Below are 15,888 nucleotides of genomic sequence, written 5' to 3'. Positions count from 1 at the left end.
CCGACCATAGCCATTTCCGCCCGGCGACAAAAGCCTTTGACAGTCGCCTGCACCTGTGGCAAGCGGCAGCTTTCGCGTTACCCACACCTCAAAGGGATGACCATGCCCAAAGCAGAATGGGGCACGAAGCGCATCTGCCCGACCACCGGCAAGCGCTTTTACGACCTGAACAAAACCCCGATCGTCAGCCCCTACACGGGCGAGGTCGTGGACATCGAATCCGTCCGTCGCAAGATGGCCGCCAGCGTGATCTCGCGCGCCGTTCCCGAGAAGGACGATGATGTGCTCGTCGAGGATATCGAGGCCGATGATGACCTCCTGCCCGCCGGCGCCGCCGAAGATACGGAACTCGACGACGATCTTCTGGAAGACGACGCCGACGACAACGTCAGCCTCGACGACCTGGCCGATGTGGCCGGCGACGAGGAAGAGGTCTGATCCGGACCGGGGTGCGTGGGCGTGTTTCGGGGGCAATTTTCCCCCTTGCACCCCCCCGCGACCTGACTTAGACACCCGGCATCGCTGCGGGAACGCCGCGATGTCTCTCTCCGGTGGGGTCATAGCTCAGATGGGAGAGCGCTTGAATGGCATTCAAGAGGTCGGGAGTTCGATCCTCCCTGGCTCCACCAACAGAGACCTGAGGAAGGGGCGGTTTTCACCGCCCTTTTTCTTTTTCGGCGGGTCGCCGGGTGCAGGGTGGGGGCCAACCGGCCAGCGCGGAGGCAAGAGCCGCTGATCCGGCTAAAGACACCACGGCCCGGCTCCCGCCCACCCCGTCCGGACAGAACCTGCTTGACTTCCGGCGCCTCTCCCCCCATGTCCGCCCTGTCCGACGCCCGTGCCGCGTGAGCACCGAAAGGCCCGGATACCAGGTTCCCACCGTCACGCAGGGGCGCCGCATCGCGGCACGGTCACGGGCATTCGTCCGGGGCGAGGGTCGCGTGCCCTTTGCTGTTGGAAGAACCATGACCACTTTTGCCGAACTCGGCCTGTCCCCCGCGATCCTAAAGGCGCTGGAGAAAACTACCCTGAAGCAGCCCACGCCGATCCAGGCGCAGGCCATTCCCCATATCATGCAGGGCCGCGACCTGATGGGCCTTGCCCAGACCGGCACCGGCAAGACCGCCGCCTTCGGGCTGCCACTTCTGCACCGCCTGCTCGACCTCGGCCATCCGCCGGGGCCGAAGCATGTCCGCGCGCTGATCCTTGCGCCGACGCGGGAACTCATCGCCCAGATCAAGGACAACTTCGAGGTCTTCACCAAGGGCACAGCCGTCAAGGTCACCATGGTCGTCGGCGGCGCGAGCCTTTTCAAGCAGGCGCAGGCGCTGTCGAAGGGCACTGACGTCCTGGTCGCCACCCCGGGCCGCCTGATCGACCTTCTGGAACGCGGCGACGTTTCCCTAGAGAAATGCGGCTACCTTGTCCTCGATGAAGCCGACCACATGCTCGACATGGGCTTCATCCACAGCTTGCGGAAGATCGCCAAGCACATCCCGCTGAAACGCCAGACGCTTCTCTTCAGCGCGACCATGCCGAAGGACATCGGCGAGATTGCCGACACCTACCTGCGCGATCCGGTGAAGGTGCAGGTCGCCCCGCCGGGGAAGCCCGCCGAAAAGATCGTGCAGGGTGTCCACTTCATTCCGAACGGCGACAAGGCAAAGCTTCTGGAAGAGTACCTGAAAAAGCACCCGGGCGAGCAGGCGCTGGTCTTCGGGCGGACGAAGCACGGGTCGGAGAAGCTGGCGAAACTGCTGGCGACCTGGGGCTTCAAGGTCGGCTCCATCCACGGCAACAAAAGCCAGAACCAGCGCGACCGCACCCTGACCGAGTTCCGGAATGGCGAGCTTGACGTGCTGGTCGCGACCGACGTCGCCGCGCGCGGGATCGACATCCCGACGGTGCGCCACGTCTACAACTATGACATGCCGAACGTGCCGGAAAACTACGTCCACCGCATCGGCCGCACCGCCCGGGCCGGGGCGGCAGGAACGGCGGTCGCCTTCTGCGCCCCCGCCGAGATGGGCGAGCTTCAGGCCGTGGAGAAGCTGTTGAAAAAGCCGATCCCGGTCCTTGGCGGCGCGCCCTGGTCGGCCGAGATCGTTGCGGCGGCACCGAAGCCCGGCCAGAACCGTGGCCAGCGTCCGGGGCGCCCGGGCGGGCAGAAGCCGGGCTCCAAGCCCCCCGCACCGGGCCAGCGCCCCGGCGGTCAGAAGCCGCGCCAGGCCGGCGGCAAGCCGCAGGGCGGAAGCTTCGCACCGCGCCGCACCGATGGTGGTCAGAAGCGCCGTCCGGGCTGACCCCCGCCGGATGCAGCAACCTTTTCCGGGCCCGACGGGCTTCGTTAATCCTGGAGAAAACTTGGTTCGGTATAGTGGCGTAACCGGCAATGCCGGGGTGGTAACGAGTGCGCCGGCCGTTTCAGGCCGGCTGGTGTCAAGGGTCCGCCGCTGCTGGGGTCAGGCTTGCCTGGTCCGTAACCTCACGGTCTCGGCGGCGGACCCCGCCATCGGCTTGCAGCCTCCCGCGCCGATCCGCTAGGCTTTGCACCTATGGCCAAGCTTTACTTCCACTACTCCACCATGAACGCGGGGAAATCGACCTCGCTTCTGCAGGCGTCGCACAACTACCGCGAAGGCGGGATGGTGACCTACCTCATCACCGCGCAATTCGACAACCGCGCGGGTGAGGGCCGGATCGCCAGCCGGATTGGCATTGGTGAACCCGCCGACACCTTCGCCCCGGGCGAGGATCTTTTCGCCAAACTGAAGGCCCGGCTTTCGCAAGGACCTGTCGCCTGCGTCTTCATCGACGAGGCGCAGTTCCTGTCGAAGGACCAGGTCTGGCAGCTTGCCCGCGCGGTCGATGACCTTGGCGTTCCGGTGATGTGCTACGGCCTGCGCGTCGATTTCCAGGGCAACCTCTTTCCCGGTTCGGCCGCCCTTCTCGCCTGGGCCGACGAGATGCGCGAGGTCCGCACGATCTGCCATTGCGGCAAGAAGGCCACCATGGTCGTCCGCAAGGGGCCGGACGGGCGGGCGCTGCGGGAAGGCGAACAGGTGGTGATCGGCGGGAATGAAACCTATGTCAGCCTCTGCCGCCGTCACTGGCGCGAGGCAGTGGGCGACAGGTCTGCCGACGACTGACGCGCGATCAACACGCCCGCCAGCACGATCAGCGCCATGCCGGCGATCGCCGTCCAGCCAAGCGTTTCGCCCCAAAGAAAGAAGCCCCAGGCTGCCGAGGCAGGCAGGATGACGTATTCGAAGACCGAGACCTTCGAGGCCTCGGCGATCTGGTAGGCCTTCACGATCATGCCCACGCCCAGCAACGACCCCGCCGCCTGCACGAAGGTCCACCAGAGGAAACTGCCGCTCGGCCAGACCGGCCCGCGTTGCAGGAACCCTTCCGCCCCCTCGGGGACCGGCACCGGAAAGGCCCAGAGGACGGCCATCCCGACCAGCCCCATCACCCCCAGCATGCCGAAGAACCCGGCCACCACCGTCTCGGCCGTCTCGCCCGCGCACCATTCGCGGGTGGCGATGTTGCCCATCGCGTAAAGCGCCCCGGCGATGATCGGCAGCAGGGCGGCAAAGGTCGCCCCAGTCACCGCTTCGGGACCAAGTACCAGCACGACCCCGGCAAAGCCCACGGCCACGGCAAGGACCTGCAGGCCCCGGATCGGCTGGCCGTAGGCGACACGCTGGATCAGAAGCACGAAGATCGGCGCGGTGAAGAGGCCGGCCGCGACCTGCGCCACCGGCAGGAAGGCAAGCGCCCCGAAATAGATCAGCATCGCCGCGCCATGAATGGCCGACCGCGCGAGGACGGGGCCGGGGCGTTTCGGCCAGAGCCGCAGCCCCAGGGGCACTGCCACCAGTCCAAGGATCGCGAAGGCCATCGCCGTCCGGGTGGCGTGAAACTGCCAGAGCCCGCCATCGGCCGCGATCACCCGCACGTAATTGTCGGTGAAGGCGATGACGAAGGCATAGATCAGCACGGCGCCAAATGCGGCAAGGGTCCGGTTCGGTGTCACGCGTGTCAGTCCTTCTCACGTCCCACCCTCATGGCCCAGCGAAACCGCCTCCGCCCGCCTGAACGCGACCTCCCGTCGGTGATTGTGGCCGCCGCGTTCAGGCGCTAAGCTTCCGGCAAAACAGGCAGAAACCAACGGGCCCGATGACGGCACTGAAGAAGTATCAGCGGCTGGAATGCTCGGGCCTCTGGCGCGAAACGCCGCTTGACCAGCGCCGCGAGGTGCTGGTGCGGCTGGGTGATGCGACGCTTGTCCTTTCGGACCCGAAAAGCGGCGAAGCGGTCAGCCATTGGTCGCTTCCAGCCGTCGAACGCATCAACCGGGGGCAGGAACCGCCGGTCTTTGCCCCGGGGGCCGACAGCGACGAAAGCCTGGAGCTCACCGACCCCGACATGATCGCAGCGCTCGAGGCGGTCCGGTCCGCCGTCCGGGCGGCCACGGCCCGGCCCGGAAGGCTGCGTGGCCTGATCCTTGGCGGCACGGCGCTGGCGGTGGTGGCGCTGGCGCTGCTCTGGCTGCCGGGGGCGCTTGTCACCCATACCGCATCGGTCGTCCCCCCGGCTCAGCGGGCCGAGATCGGCCAGCGCCTGCTTGACGACCTTGCCCGCGTGACCGGCGCGCCTTGCGACAACCAGCTGGGCCTTCAGGCGCTTGCAGGCCTTTCCGAACGGGTCTTCGGCCCGGTCGACACGCCCATCCTCTACATCATGCCCGAAGGGGTCGAGCAGCCGCTCCACTTCCCCGGCGATGTCATCATCCTGCCCCGCCGCCTTGCGGAAGAGGCGAACGGACCCGAGGCTTTGGCGGGGGCCGCGCTGGTGGAACGCCTCCGCTCCCGCAGCGCCGATCCGATCGTGCCGCTTCTGAAACACGCGGGCCTCCGCGCGACCTTCCAGCTTCTGACCACGGCCGAATTGTCCGATGCCGCGATCGAAGGGTATGGTGAGGCCGCGCTCCGCGCCCAGCCGGTCGCCCTGCCCGATGCCACCCTGATCGAGGCCTTCACCGCCGCGCAGGTCCCGGCCACGCCCTACGCCGTGGCAGTCGATCCTGACGGGACCGTGACAGGCGGGCTGGTCAGCGGCGACCCCTACAAGGGCCTCGCGCCCTCTCCACTCATTCCCGATGAGGACTGGGTGTCGCTGCAAGGCATCTGCAGCACCTGAGCGCCGTCAAGGACTTGCCGTCTCGCCGGCTTCAGGATCTTCCCCGGCCACCGGCACCCGACGACCCGAAGGCGGCTGGTCGCAGATCGGCACCCCGTCGCGCGTCACGCGCGGGATCCAGCTTTCGTTGCCCTTCGGCCCGGCCCGCAGGAAGAGGCAGCCCTTGCTGTCGACATACTGCTGCCCGGCGTAGTCCTTCGGCGGCAGTTCGGCGGGGCCCGGCAACTCGGCCACCGCAGGCCCGGCCAGCACCGCCCAGACAGCCGCAGCGCGCAGGATTGCCCGGCCCTTGGTCATCTCACTTGGTGCCGAACATCCGGTCCCCGGCATCGCCCAGGCCCGGCACGATATAGCCGTGATCGTTCAGATGGCTGTCCACCGCCGCCGTGACGATCGGCACGTCCGGATGTGCCTGCTTCATCCTGGCGATCCCTTCCGGCGCGGCCAGGAGGCACAGGAACCGGATCTGCTTCGCCCCCGCTTTCTTCAACAGCGACACCGCCGCCGCGCTGGAGTTGCCCGTCGCCAGCATCGGATCGACAACGATGGCGATCCGGTCCTCCATCTTCTCAGGGAGCTTGCAGTAGTATTGCACCGGCTGCAGCGTCTCGGGGTCGCGGTAAAGCCCCACGAACCCGACCCGCGCCGCCGGGATCAGCTCCAAAATCCCGTCCAGAAGACCATTTCCGGCGCGCAGGATCGACACCAGCGCCAGCTTCTTCCCCTCGATCATCGGGGCGTCCATCTCTTCCAGCGGGGTCTCGATCCGCTTCGTCGTCATCGGCAACTCGCGCGTGACCTCATAGGCCAGAAGCAGGCTGATCTCGCGCAGAAGCTTCCGGAACGACGCGGTCGAGGTGTCCTTCTCGCGCATCAGCGTCAGCTTGTGCTGGACCAGGGGGTGACTGACGACGGTCAGGTGATCCAGCATTCATGCCTCCAGAAGCTTCGCGATCCGTCCCTTGGTATCCGCGTCGCAGAATGCCGCGTCAAGCGAGGCCTTTGCGATCCGCCGGAATTGCCCTTCGTCCCAGTCGAAGGCCTTGTGAAGTTCCTCGTATTCCCGCGCCATCGTGGTGTGGAAGAAGGGCGGATCGTCGGTCGAGATCGTGACCTTGCAGCCGCGCCGGTCGAGTTCGGCAATCGGATGGTCGCGAAACGTCTTGTAGATCCCCAGCGTGACGTTCGACCCCGGGCAGCATTCCAGCACGATCCCCTTCTCGGCCAGTTCGTCAACCAGCGCCAGGTCCTCGATCGCCCGCACCCCATGCCCGATCCGCTCGACCTCCAGGTCACGCACGGCGTCCCGCACGCTGTCCGGCCCGCCCCATTCCCCGGCATGGGCCGTCAGCCGCAACCCCGCCTCGCGCGCGCAGTCGAAGGCCCAGCGGAAATCCTTCGGGGCCCCCACCTTCTCGTCCCCCGCGATCCCGAAACCGACGATCCAGTCCCCCGCCGTCTCGGCCGCGCAAAGCGCCGTCTCCCTCGCCTTTTCCGGCCCGAAATGCCGGATGCAGGTGATGATCCCCCGCAGGGTGATCCCCATCTGCCGCTCGGCCTGATCCGCCGCCTCCTGCATCGCGTGAAGGTATTCCTTCCAGGCCCCCACATCCCGCCCGCCACAGAAATCGGGGCTGAGGAAGGTCTCGGAATAGACCACACCGGACTTGGCCGATTCCTCAAGCACCGCAAGGGTCAGCCGCGCGTAATCCTGCGGGCTTTGCAGGGCCGAGGTCGCCGCCTCATAGACCTTCAGGAAATCCCAGAAGTCCTTGTAGCGGTAATGCCCCCGCGCGTCGAAGATGCCCGATATGTCCAGATGCTTTTCCTTCGCCAGCCCCGCGATGAAGGCCGGCGGTGCCGCACCTTCCAGATGCAGGTGCAACTCGACCTTCGGCAATCCGTTCATCCCAGCCTCATTCTTCGTCTACAAACATCCCACGGGGGTCCGGGGGTGTGAAACCCCCGGGGGCCAGTCACAGGAAACTCCGCCCCGGCCCCTCGCTCCGCACCCCCAGATGCGCCGCCACGCTCGCCCCCACATCGACGAACCCGCAAAGGCCCACCTCCCGCGCGCCGACGCCCCAGCCAACGACCGGCACCCGTTCGCGCGTATGCTCGGTCCCGCGCCAGGTCGGGTCATTGCCGTGGTCGGCGGTGAAGAGCGCAAGGTCCCCCGGCTGCAGCGTCGCCAGAAACCGCGGCAGCGCAGCATCGAACCACTCCAGCGCACGGGCATAGCCGGAAACATCGCGGGGGTGGCCGTAAAGCGTGTCGAACTCCACGAAGTTCGCAAAGGTCAAGGAACCCTCCTCAGCTTCTTCCCCAAGCCGAAAAAGATGTTCGAAAAGATCAGCATCCGACTTCCCCTTCCACAGCTTCTCGATCCCGCGCATGGAGAAGATATCGCCGATCTTGCCAACCGCATGGGTCGCCCGTCCCGCATCCGCCACCCAGTCGAGCAGCGTCGGCGACGGTGGCGCAATGGCAAAATCCTTCCGGTTCGCGGTCCGCCTGAAATCCCCGCAAGTCCCGGTGAAGGGCCGCGCGATCACGCGGCCCACCTTCCGGGCGTGCAGCATCGGCGCAAGGTCCTTGCAGAGCTTCAAGAGGCGCTCCAGCCCGAACGCCTCTTCATGCGCGGCGATCTGAAAGACGCTGTCGGCGCTGGTATAGCAGATCGGCCAGCCGGTCCGGAGGTGTTCCTCGCAATGCTCGGCGATGATCGGCACGCCCGAGGCATGACAGTTCCCGAGGATACCGTCCGTTCCCGCCAACCGGCAGACCTCGGCCACGATGTCATCCGGAAAAGCCGGGACCATGTCGGGAAAATAGGTCCAGTCCCAGGGCACCGGCACGCCGGCCAGTTCCCAGTGCCCCGAGGGTGTGTCCTTGCCGCGCGACACCTCGGTCGCCGCCCCCCAGAGCCCCGATGGCACAGCATCCAGCCCCGGTGTCGCCGCACCCGAAGCTAGCCGGATCGCCGCCCCAAGCCCCAGCGCATCCAGATTTGGCAGCTTCAGCGCACCCGTCCGCCCCGTCTCGGCCCGCCCCGCGGCACAAGCCTTGGCGATATGGGCCAGGGTGTTCGACCCGGCATCGCCGAACTCCGCCGCGTCCGGCGCACCACCGCAGCCGACCGAATCCAGCACGATCAGGAAGGCGCGCGGCATCTCAGGCAATCCTCTTCTGGATCAGGGCGGGTTCCTCCGGCATCTCCGGGGCGATGACATATGCCGCCTGAACCGCCCGCACCGCAGCCTCAGCCGCCGCTTCGGTCGCCGCATGGACCATGGCGATCGGCACACCTGCGCCCGTCTCTTCGCCGATCCCGGCTAGGTCCGACAGTCCGACCGAGGGGTTCACCTTGTCCCCCTCGCGCAGCCGACCGCCACCCAGATGCACCACGGCATGCCCCAGCGCCTCGCCGTTGATCGCCGTTACATAGCCGTCCGCCAGCGCCGGCACCTCGATCATCACCGGGGCCGAGGGCAGCCGGTCCGGCCAGCGCTCCACGAAATCCGAAGGCCCGCCCTGCGCCGCCACCATCCGCCCGAAGATCTCGGCCGCCGCCCCGGATTCCAGCGCCTGCGCGATCCGCCCCGCCCCGTCCTTGGGGTCCGCCGCGAGCCCGGCCAGCGCCAGCGCCTCGCCGCCCAGCGCCGCCGTCAGGTCCCACAGGGCGGTGTTGACCGAGGTTCCGGTCAGCGTCTCCATCACCTCGATCACCTCCAGCGCATTCCCCGCCGCCGTGGCCAGCGGCTGCGACATGTCGGTGATCAGCGCACTCGTCATGCAGCCCGCGCCCTGTGCCGTCGCCACCAGCGCCCTCGCCAGCGCCTCGGCCCGCTCCGGCGTCTTCATGAAGGCGCCACTGCCGCATTTCACGTCCAGGACCAACGCCTCCAGCCCCGCCGCCAGCTTCTTCGACAGGATCGACGCGGTGATGAGGTCGATCGACTCCACCGTGCCCGACACATCCCGGATCGCGTATAGCCGCTTGTCGGCGGGCGCGAGGTCGGCGCTTGCCGCGACGATCGCGCATTTCAGCTCGCCCACCTGCTTGCGGAACGCGGCCTCGGTCAGCCCGGTCCGGAACCCCGGGATCGCCTCCAGCTTGTCCAGCGTCCCCCCGGTATGCCCCAGCCCCCTCCCCGAGATCATCGGCACATAGGCCCCGCAGGCCGCCAGCGCCGGGGCAAGGAGCAGCGACACGCAATCCCCGATCCCGCCGGTGGAATGCTTGTCGACGACCGGCCCCGGCAGGTCCCAGGCCATCACGCGACCGGAATCGCGCATGCCCCGCGTCAGCGCGACCCGCCCCTCCTCCGACAGGCCCTTCAGAAGGACCGCCATCGCAAAGGCCCCCGCCTGTGCATCCGTGACCGCGCCCGAGGCAAGACCACCGGCGAACCAGCGCAGGTCATCACCTGACGGCTGCCCCCCGTCGCGGATCGTCGCGATGATCGTGCGGGCGTCGGTCACGTCCGTGCCATGTGGTCAGCCGTAAAGACGCCGGGCAGAAGCTCGGCCACCGTCATCACCTTCTGCTTGCCGTCGGTCGTGCAGAGCGTGACTTTCACGTCCTGCCCGGCAAACTCGGCGATCTTCTGCCGGCAGCCGCCGCAGGGTGGCACGGGATCAGGACTGTCGGCGATGACGCAGACCTCGCCAATCCGCGTGTCGCCTGCCGCGATCATCGCGGCGATCGCCCCCGCCTCGGCACAGGTGCCCTCGGGGTAGGCCACGTTCTCGACATTGCAGCCCACATGCACCGCGCCCGTGGTCGACCGCAGGGCCGCGCCCACCTTGAACCGGGAATAGGGCGCATAGGCGCGTTCCCTGACCGCCGTCGCCATTTCCAGAAGCGTCATCCCTGCGCCCTCCTTGACCATTTGGTCAGAGTGTGAGCCGAAGCGGAAGCTTGCGCAAGCGTGTCGCTGTCTCTCCGACGAGAAGCCGAAGGCGCACGAGGAAGCGTCACACCACCCGCGTCGCCGGGTTGCCGGGAAGCGTCACCTCCAGAAGCTCCAGGTCCGGTGTCGCCTCCGCATAGCGCGTCGCCATCCCCGGCGGGATCACGAAGGCGTCGCCCGGTTCCAGCCGGTAGGGGTCCTTGCCCTCACCCTCCAGCGTCATCCCGCCCGTCATCACGAAGGTGAAAAGGATATCCCCCTCATGCACCGTCCAGGGGGCCGGACCCACGGGCCGCGCCACCATGACCGAGGCCACGCCCTTCGTCGCCGCATTGATCCCGGTATCCCGCGCCTCAAAACCGGGAATGCGGAACGGCTTGAACACTCCGTCCTTCCCGATGTCATGAACAAAGCGCTGGCCGTCCCATTCCCGCTCGGGCCGGTAATGCGGCGTGGGCAGGGTCATCTCGTGGTCGATCTCGGTGATATGCTCGGCCGGGACGCCGATCTCCACCACCTGCACGCCCTCGGAATGCAGCACCTTGTGCCGGATGCCCGGCGGCTGGATGAAGCAGTCCCCGGCATGGATGCGCCGGATGCCGCCCTGGTCCTCGTAAAGCACATCGACCCAACCGGCGACGCAGAAGATCAGCTGGAACCCGACCTTGTGGAAATGCACCATGTCCGGCACCGGGCCATCCGGCACCCGGATGTGGCTGGCGATCATCGCCCCGCCAAGGCGGCTCGGGATCAGGTCGCGATACTCCATGCCCGCCCGCCCGATCACCCAGGGCGCCTGGTCGGCCAGACGGCGCACGACGAAGGCATGCTCGGTCGCGGGCGTCACCACCGGCGGGTTCAGTTCGTCGACCTCTATCTTCGTTCCGTTCGGGGCGACCAGCGCCTTCTTGCCACCCGCGAACCCCGGATCATCCGTCAGAATACGCAGCGTCCCCGGCGCCTCGGGCGCGCCTTTCTGGATGCGCAACCGCAGCCCATGCCCGGAAAGGACCGCGACCTCCGGGTTGTCCGCCGGAAAGATCATGTCCAGCCGGAAGCCGAGCGTCTTCGTATAGAACGGCAGGTCATCCCGCAGTTCCTTTGTCGGCAACCGAACCTCGGCCCGCACTTCCGTCCCCGTTTCCGTCATGGCATTCCCCGTGCTATGGCGGCATGGTGTCCGGCACGGCAGGGATTTGCAAGCCGGGCGCGAAACGGTTTCAACCAGCGGCGATCTGGTGTAAGGCCAAAACTGGTTTAACGTTAAACCAGTTCTGCGGGAGGGGTGAATGGACGAGGCTCGGCACGACAACGCGCGGCAGGCGGCGCTGGATTATCACGAGTTTCCCAAGCCCGGAAAGCTGGAGATCCGCGCGACGAAACCGCTGGCCAACGGTCGCGACCTGGCCCGCGCCTATTCTCCCGGCGTGGCCGAGGCCTGCCTCGAGATCAAGGCCGAGCCTGCGACCGCCAGCCGCTACACCTCGAAGGGCAACCTTGTCGCCGTCATCTCGAACGGCACCGCCGTCCTCGGCCTTGGCAACATCGGCGCGCTGGCCTCGAAGCCGGTGATGGAAGGCAAGGCCGTCCTCTTCAAGAAATTCGCCAACATCGACTGCTTCGACATCGAGGTGAACGAACCCGATCCCGAAAAGCTTGCCGACATCGTCTGCGCGCTGGAACCCACCTTCGGCGCGGTGAACCTTGAGGATATCAAGGCCCCCGACTGTTTTGTCGTCGAACGCCTCTGCCGCGAGCGGATGAAGATCCCGGTCTTCCACGACGACCAGCACGGCACCGCCATCGTCGTGGGTGCCGCCGCGACCAACGCGATGATCGTTGCCGGCAAGCGGTTCCAGGACATAAAGGTCGTCTCGACCGGCGGCGGGGCTGCCGGCATCGCTTGCCTCGAGATGCTGGTGAAACTGGGTGTCCGGCGCGAGAATGTCTGGCTCTGCGATCTGGAAGGCCTCGTCTACAAGGGCCGCGTTGCCCAGATGACCCCGCAGAAAGAAGCCTTCGCCCAGGGCACCACCCCGGCCACGCTGGCCGATGTCATCGCCGGGGCCGACCTTTTTCTCGGCCTCTCCGGCCCAGGTGTCCTCACGCCCGCGATGGTGCAGGCGATGGCCCCGAACCCGATCATCTTCGCCCTTGCGAACCCCACGCCGGAAATCCTGCCCGATGAGGTGCGGAAAGTAGCCCCCGGCGCGATCATCGCCACCGGGCGGTCGGATTTCCCCAACCAGGTCAACAACGTCCTCTGCTTCCCCTTCATCTTCCGGGGTGCTCTCGATGTCGGAGCCACCGAAATCAACGACGCGATGGAGATCGCCTGCATCGAAGGCATCGCCGCCCTCGCCCGCGCCACGACATCGGCCGAGGCAGCCGCCGCCTACCGGGGCGAAACCCTCAGCTTCGGCCCCGATTACCTGATCCCCAAACCCTTCGACCCCCGCCTGATCGGCGTCGTAGCCTCGGCCGTGGCTAAGGCCGCGATGGAAACCGGCGTCGCGACCCGCCCGCTGCCGGACCTTGACGCCTACAAGCGCAACCTCGACGGCTCGGTCTTCAAGTCCGCCCTCATCATGCGCCCCGTCTTCGAGGCGTCAAAGCTTGCCAGCCGCCGCATCGTCTTTGCCGAAGGCGAGGATGAACGCGTCCTGCGCACCGCCAACGCGATGCTCGAGGAAACGAACGACCTCCCGATCCTGATCGGCCGACCCGAGGTGGTCGAGGCGCGCTGCGAACGCGCCGGCCTGCCGATCCGGCCGGGCCGCGACTTCCACCTCGTGAACCCGGAAAACGACCACCGGTACCGCGATTACTGGGGCGCCTATCACGAACTCATGGCCCGCCGCGGCGTCACCCCCGACATCGCCCGCGCCGTGATGCGGACGAACACCACCGCCATCGCCGCAATCATGGTGCATCGCGAGGAAGCCGACAGCATGATCTGCGGCACCTTCGGACAGTTCAACTGGCACCTCTCCTATGTCCGCCAGATCCTTGCGCGGGGCGGGCTGCACCCCGTCGCCGCCCTCTCGCTGATGATCCTGGAAGACGGTCCCCTCTTCATAGCCGACACCCATGTCCATTCCGAACCGACGCCGGAACAGATCATGCAGACCGTGATCGGCGCGGCCCGCCACGTCCGCCGCTTCGGCGTCACGCCGAAGATCGCGCTTTGCACGCAAAGCCAGTTCGGCAACATCGACAACGCCTCGGCCCGGCGGATGCGCGACGCGCTCGAGATGCTCGACACCCGCGAGCCCGACTTCGCCTATGAAGGCGAGATGAACATCGACGCCGCCCTCGACCAGTCGATCCGCGACCGTCTCCTGCCCGGCAGCCGCTACGAAGGGGCTGCGAACGTGCTGGTCTTCGCCTCATCCGAGGTCGCCTCGGGCGTACGCAACATCCTCAAGGTCAAGGCGGGGGGGCTGGAGGTCGGGCCGATCCTGATGGGCATGGGCAACAAGGCCCACGTGGTGACCCCCGCCATCACCGCGCGGGGACTTCTGAACATGTCCGCCATCGCGGGCACACCCGTGGCGCATTACGGCTGAAGCGGGGCCGATTTCTTCGAAGAAATCGTGCCGGAGCCTTCAAGGGCTCCGGTGCGGAGTTTTCGAAAACTCCGCCCCCCTTTGCAAAACCCGCGCTTGCCCGGCAACCGACTTTGCAGCCTGGCCGTGGTTTGCAAATATTTGCCCATGGCTGCCGCAAATTCTGCAAAGAAGTCGCGGCCCGCTACCGGTAACACCGTTGCGCAACCGGCATCCCATCGCATACCACATCAGCCGAGGAGACATCGGCGGGGGGAGATCGCGATGAGCTATGCACAGGTCTACGGACAATGGCAGAAGGACCCGGAGGGGTTCTGGCTTTCCGCCGCCGGGGGCATCGACTGGGTGAAGAAACCCGCCAAAGCCCTCAACACCGACCGCGCGCCCCTGTACGAATGGTTCACCGACGCCGAGGTGAACACCTGCTGGAACGCCGTCGACCGCCACATCCTCGCCGGCCGGGGCAAGCAACCCGCGATCATCCACGACAGCCCGGTCACCGGCACGAAACACGTCATCACTTATGCAGAGCTTCAGGACCGCGTCTCCCGCCTCGCCGGGGCCTTGCGCGCAAAGGGCATCCAGAAGGGAGACCGCGTCATCATTTATATGCCGATGGTCCCCGAGGCCTTGGAGGCGATGCTTGCCTGCGCCCGGCTTGGCGCCATCCACTCCGTCGTCTTCGGCGGCTTCGCGGCCCACGAGCTTGCCGTCCGCATCGACGACTGCACCCCCAAGGCGATCATCGCCGCCTCCTGCGGGATCGAGCCGTCGCGCGTCGTCCACTACAAGCCCCTCCTCGACGCCGCCATCGACCAGGCCACCCACAAGCCCGACTTCTGCGTGATCTTCCAGCGCGAGCAGGAGGTGGCCAAGCTCACCCCCGGCCGCGACGTTGCCTGGCATGAGTTCCAGTACGGCGTCACCCCCGCCGACTGCGTGCCGGTGCCGGGCAACCACCCGGCCTACATCCTTTACACCTCCGGCACGACCGGCGCGCCGAAGGGCGTCGTCCGGCCCACCGCCGGGCACCTCGTCGCGCTGAACTGGACGATGCGCGCGATCTACAACTGCGGGGTCGGCGATGTCTTCTGGGCCGCCTCCGACGTTGGCTGGGTCGTCGGCCACAGCTACATCTGTTACGGCCCCCTGATCGCCGGCTGCACCACTGTGGTCTACGAAGGCAAGCCCGTCGGCACCCCGGACGCCGCCGCCTTCTGGCGCGTGATCAACGAACACAAGGTCCGCGCCTTCTTCACCGCACCCACAGCCCTCCGCGCGATCAAGCGCGAAGATCCGGATGGCAAGCTCGTCCCCGCGCTCCCCACCCTTCAGGCACTCTATCTCGCCGGGGAACGAGCCGACCCCGACACGATCCACTGGGCCTCGCGGCACCTCAAGGTCCCGGTCGTCGATCACTGGTGGCAGACCGAAACCGGCTATGCCATCGCCGCCAACCCCCTGGGGATCGAGGCGCTTCCGGTCAAGATCGGCAGCCCCTCGGTCGCGATGCCCGGCTTCAACGTGCAGGTCCTTGACGAAGGTGGCCACCCCGTCAGCCCGGGCACGCTTGGCGCCATCGCGATCAAGCTGCCCCTGCCCCCCGGCACCCTTCCCACCCTCTGGAACGCCGAGGACCGCTTCCGCAAATCCTACCTCAACCACTTCCCCGGCTATTACGAGACGGGCGATGCGGGCTACATCGACGCCGACGGCTACCTCTACATCATGGCCCGCACCGATGACGTCATCAACGTCGCCGGCCACCGCCTCAGCACCGGCGCGATGGAAGAGGTTCTGGCCAGCCACAAGGATGTTGCCGAATGTGCCGTCATCGGGGTCGCCGATGATCTCAAGGGCCAGTCGCCGCTGGGCTTCCTTTGCCTCAACAAGGGATCGAACCGCCCGCATGACGAGGTGGTGAAGGAATGCGTGAAGCTGGTCCGCGACCAGATCGGCCCCGTCGCCGACTTCAAGCGCGCTGTCGTCGTCGACCGCCTGCCCAAGACCCGTTCGGGCAAGATCCTCCGCGGGACCATGGTCAAGATCGCCGACAGCCAGCCCTGGAAGATGCCTGCGACCATCGACGATCCCGCGATCCTGGACGAGATCACGGCGGCGCTGCGATCACTCGGCCTCGCAAAAGGCTGACCAAAGCCTTGCTGGACACGGGCCGCCGGTTCGGGCAATCTTTGCAT

The 15,888-nt window shown here is 66.9% G+C and carries 14 protein-coding genes and 1 tRNA gene; 7 read left to right on the top strand and 8 right to left on the bottom strand.

The genetic code is table 11. The annotated features are described in order from the left end of the window. Window positions 1-102 precede the first annotated feature (102 nt). The 4 genes from AC2D9V_RS09460 (at window position 103) to AC2D9V_RS09445 (ending at window position 3,149) form a co-directional block, all read left to right on the top strand. Window positions 103-438: a TIGR02300 family protein gene (locus AC2D9V_RS09460; RefSeq protein WP_484713821.1), complete on the top strand. Its 336-nt coding sequence runs from the start codon at window positions 103-105 to the stop codon at window positions 436-438. Window positions 439-553: 115 nt separating this feature from the next. Next, window positions 554-629, top strand: a tRNA-Ala gene (locus AC2D9V_RS09455). A 336-nt stretch (window positions 630-965) separates the two neighbouring features. Further along, on the top strand, window positions 966-2,303 hold the full coding sequence (locus AC2D9V_RS09450) for a DEAD/DEAH box helicase (protein WP_484713820.1): 1,338 nt from the start codon (window positions 966-968) through the stop codon (window positions 2,301-2,303). A gap of 252 nt (window positions 2,304-2,555) precedes the next feature. Then, entirely contained in the window at window positions 2,556-3,149 is a 594-nt protein-coding gene (locus AC2D9V_RS09445; protein ID WP_484713819.1) for a thymidine kinase, read from the top strand. Here the strand turns inward: AC2D9V_RS09445 and AC2D9V_RS09440 are convergent. Further along, on the bottom strand, window positions 3,107-4,039 hold the full coding sequence (locus AC2D9V_RS09440; protein ID WP_484713818.1) for a DMT family transporter: 933 nt from the start codon (window positions 4,037-4,039) through the stop codon (window positions 3,107-3,109). The genes AC2D9V_RS09445 and AC2D9V_RS09440 overlap by 43 nt on opposite strands. A 143-nt stretch (window positions 4,040-4,182) precedes the next feature. Here AC2D9V_RS09440 and AC2D9V_RS09435 point away from each other — a divergent pair, with 143 nt between their 5' ends. Beyond that, window positions 4,183-5,205: a hypothetical protein gene (locus AC2D9V_RS09435; protein ID WP_484713817.1), complete on the top strand. Its 1,023-nt coding sequence runs from the start codon at window positions 4,183-4,185 to the stop codon at window positions 5,203-5,205. A gap of 6 nt (window positions 5,206-5,211) precedes the next feature. Here the strand turns inward: AC2D9V_RS09435 and AC2D9V_RS09430 are convergent, their stop codons facing one another. From AC2D9V_RS09430 to AC2D9V_RS09400, 7 genes are all read right to left on the bottom strand, one after another. Beyond that, the gene (locus AC2D9V_RS09430) at window positions 5,212-5,502 is read right to left on the bottom strand and encodes a hypothetical protein (protein WP_484713816.1); all 291 of its coding nucleotides are present in this window, start codon (window positions 5,500-5,502) and stop codon (window positions 5,212-5,214) included. A gap of 1 nt (window position 5,503) precedes the next feature. Next, window positions 5,504-6,136: a uracil phosphoribosyltransferase gene (gene upp / locus AC2D9V_RS09425; RefSeq protein WP_484713815.1), complete on the bottom strand. Its 633-nt coding sequence runs from the start codon at window positions 6,134-6,136 to the stop codon at window positions 5,504-5,506. Continuing rightward, window positions 6,137-7,114 (bottom strand): adenosine deaminase, encoded by a 978-nt coding sequence (locus AC2D9V_RS09420; RefSeq protein ID WP_484713814.1) that lies wholly within the window; start codon window positions 7,112-7,114, stop codon window positions 6,137-6,139. Window positions 7,115-7,181: 67 nt separating this feature from the next. Beyond that, on the bottom strand, window positions 7,182-8,378 hold the full coding sequence (locus AC2D9V_RS09415; RefSeq protein ID WP_484713813.1) for a phosphopentomutase: 1,197 nt from the start codon (window positions 8,376-8,378) through the stop codon (window positions 7,182-7,184). A 1-nt stretch (window position 8,379) separates the two neighbouring features. Next, entirely contained in the window at window positions 8,380-9,690 is a 1,311-nt protein-coding gene (locus tag AC2D9V_RS09410) for a thymidine phosphorylase (RefSeq protein ID WP_484713812.1), read from the bottom strand. Next, window positions 9,687-10,100 carry a cytidine deaminase gene (locus AC2D9V_RS09405; RefSeq protein WP_484713811.1) on the bottom strand — a complete coding sequence of 138 codons (414 nt, stop codon included), beginning with the start codon at window positions 10,098-10,100 and terminating at the stop codon, window positions 9,687-9,689. Before AC2D9V_RS09405 ends, AC2D9V_RS09410 begins: the two co-directional genes overlap by 4 nt. 85 nt (window positions 10,101-10,185) lie before the next feature. Beyond that, complete coding sequence (locus AC2D9V_RS09400) at window positions 10,186-11,271, bottom strand: cupin domain-containing protein (RefSeq protein ID WP_484713810.1); 1,086 nt, start codon at window positions 11,269-11,271, stop codon at window positions 10,186-10,188. A 139-nt stretch (window positions 11,272-11,410) separates the two neighbouring features. Between AC2D9V_RS09400 and AC2D9V_RS09395 the strand changes: the two genes are divergently transcribed. Both AC2D9V_RS09395 and AC2D9V_RS09390 read left to right on the top strand, forming a co-directional pair. Continuing rightward, on the top strand, window positions 11,411-13,690 hold the full coding sequence (locus AC2D9V_RS09395) for an NADP-dependent malic enzyme (RefSeq protein ID WP_484713809.1): 2,280 nt from the start codon (window positions 11,411-11,413) through the stop codon (window positions 13,688-13,690). 264 nt (window positions 13,691-13,954) lie between these two features. Further along, complete coding sequence (locus tag AC2D9V_RS09390) at window positions 13,955-15,841, top strand: propionyl-CoA synthetase (protein ID WP_484713808.1); 1,887 nt, start codon at window positions 13,955-13,957, stop codon at window positions 15,839-15,841. The last annotated feature ends 47 nt before the right edge of the window (window positions 15,842-15,888 follow it).

It is taken from the genome of Tabrizicola sp. T46 (assembly GCF_057219895.1).
The sequence above is the reverse complement of the archived record's forward strand: the minus strand, read 5'-3'. Positions and strand labels throughout refer to the sequence as shown.

Excerpts from the sequence above, each read along its gene's own strand:
- AC2D9V_RS09445 (WP_484713819.1), top strand. The coding sequence starts at position 2,556 with ATGGCCAAGCTTTACTTCCACTACTCCACCATGAACGCGGGGAAATCG.
- AC2D9V_RS09435 (WP_484713817.1), top strand. The coding sequence starts at position 4,183 with ATGACGGCACTGAAGAAGTATCAGCGGCTGGAATGCTCGGGCCTCTGG.
- AC2D9V_RS09400 (WP_484713810.1), bottom strand. The coding sequence starts at position 11,271 with ATGACGGAAACGGGGACGGAAGTGCGGGCCGAGGTTCGGTTGCCGACA.
- upp (WP_484713815.1), bottom strand. The coding sequence starts at position 6,136 with ATGCTGGATCACCTGACCGTCGTCAGTCACCCCCTGGTCCAGCACAAG.
- AC2D9V_RS09390 (WP_484713808.1), top strand. The coding sequence starts at position 13,955 with ATGAGCTATGCACAGGTCTACGGACAATGGCAGAAGGACCCGGAGGGG.
- AC2D9V_RS09415 (WP_484713813.1), bottom strand. The coding sequence starts at position 8,378 with ATGCCGCGCGCCTTCCTGATCGTGCTGGATTCGGTCGGCTGCGGTGGT.
- AC2D9V_RS09450 (WP_484713820.1), top strand. The coding sequence starts at position 966 with ATGACCACTTTTGCCGAACTCGGCCTGTCCCCCGCGATCCTAAAGGCG.
- AC2D9V_RS09430 (WP_484713816.1), bottom strand. The coding sequence starts at position 5,502 with ATGACCAAGGGCCGGGCAATCCTGCGCGCTGCGGCTGTCTGGGCGGTG.
- AC2D9V_RS09405 (WP_484713811.1), bottom strand. The coding sequence starts at position 10,100 with ATGGTCAAGGAGGGCGCAGGGATGACGCTTCTGGAAATGGCGACGGCG.
- AC2D9V_RS09460 (WP_484713821.1), top strand. The coding sequence starts at position 103 with ATGCCCAAAGCAGAATGGGGCACGAAGCGCATCTGCCCGACCACCGGC.
- AC2D9V_RS09395 (WP_484713809.1), top strand. The coding sequence starts at position 11,411 with ATGGACGAGGCTCGGCACGACAACGCGCGGCAGGCGGCGCTGGATTAT.
- AC2D9V_RS09420 (WP_484713814.1), bottom strand. The coding sequence starts at position 7,114 with ATGAACGGATTGCCGAAGGTCGAGTTGCACCTGCATCTGGAAGGTGCG.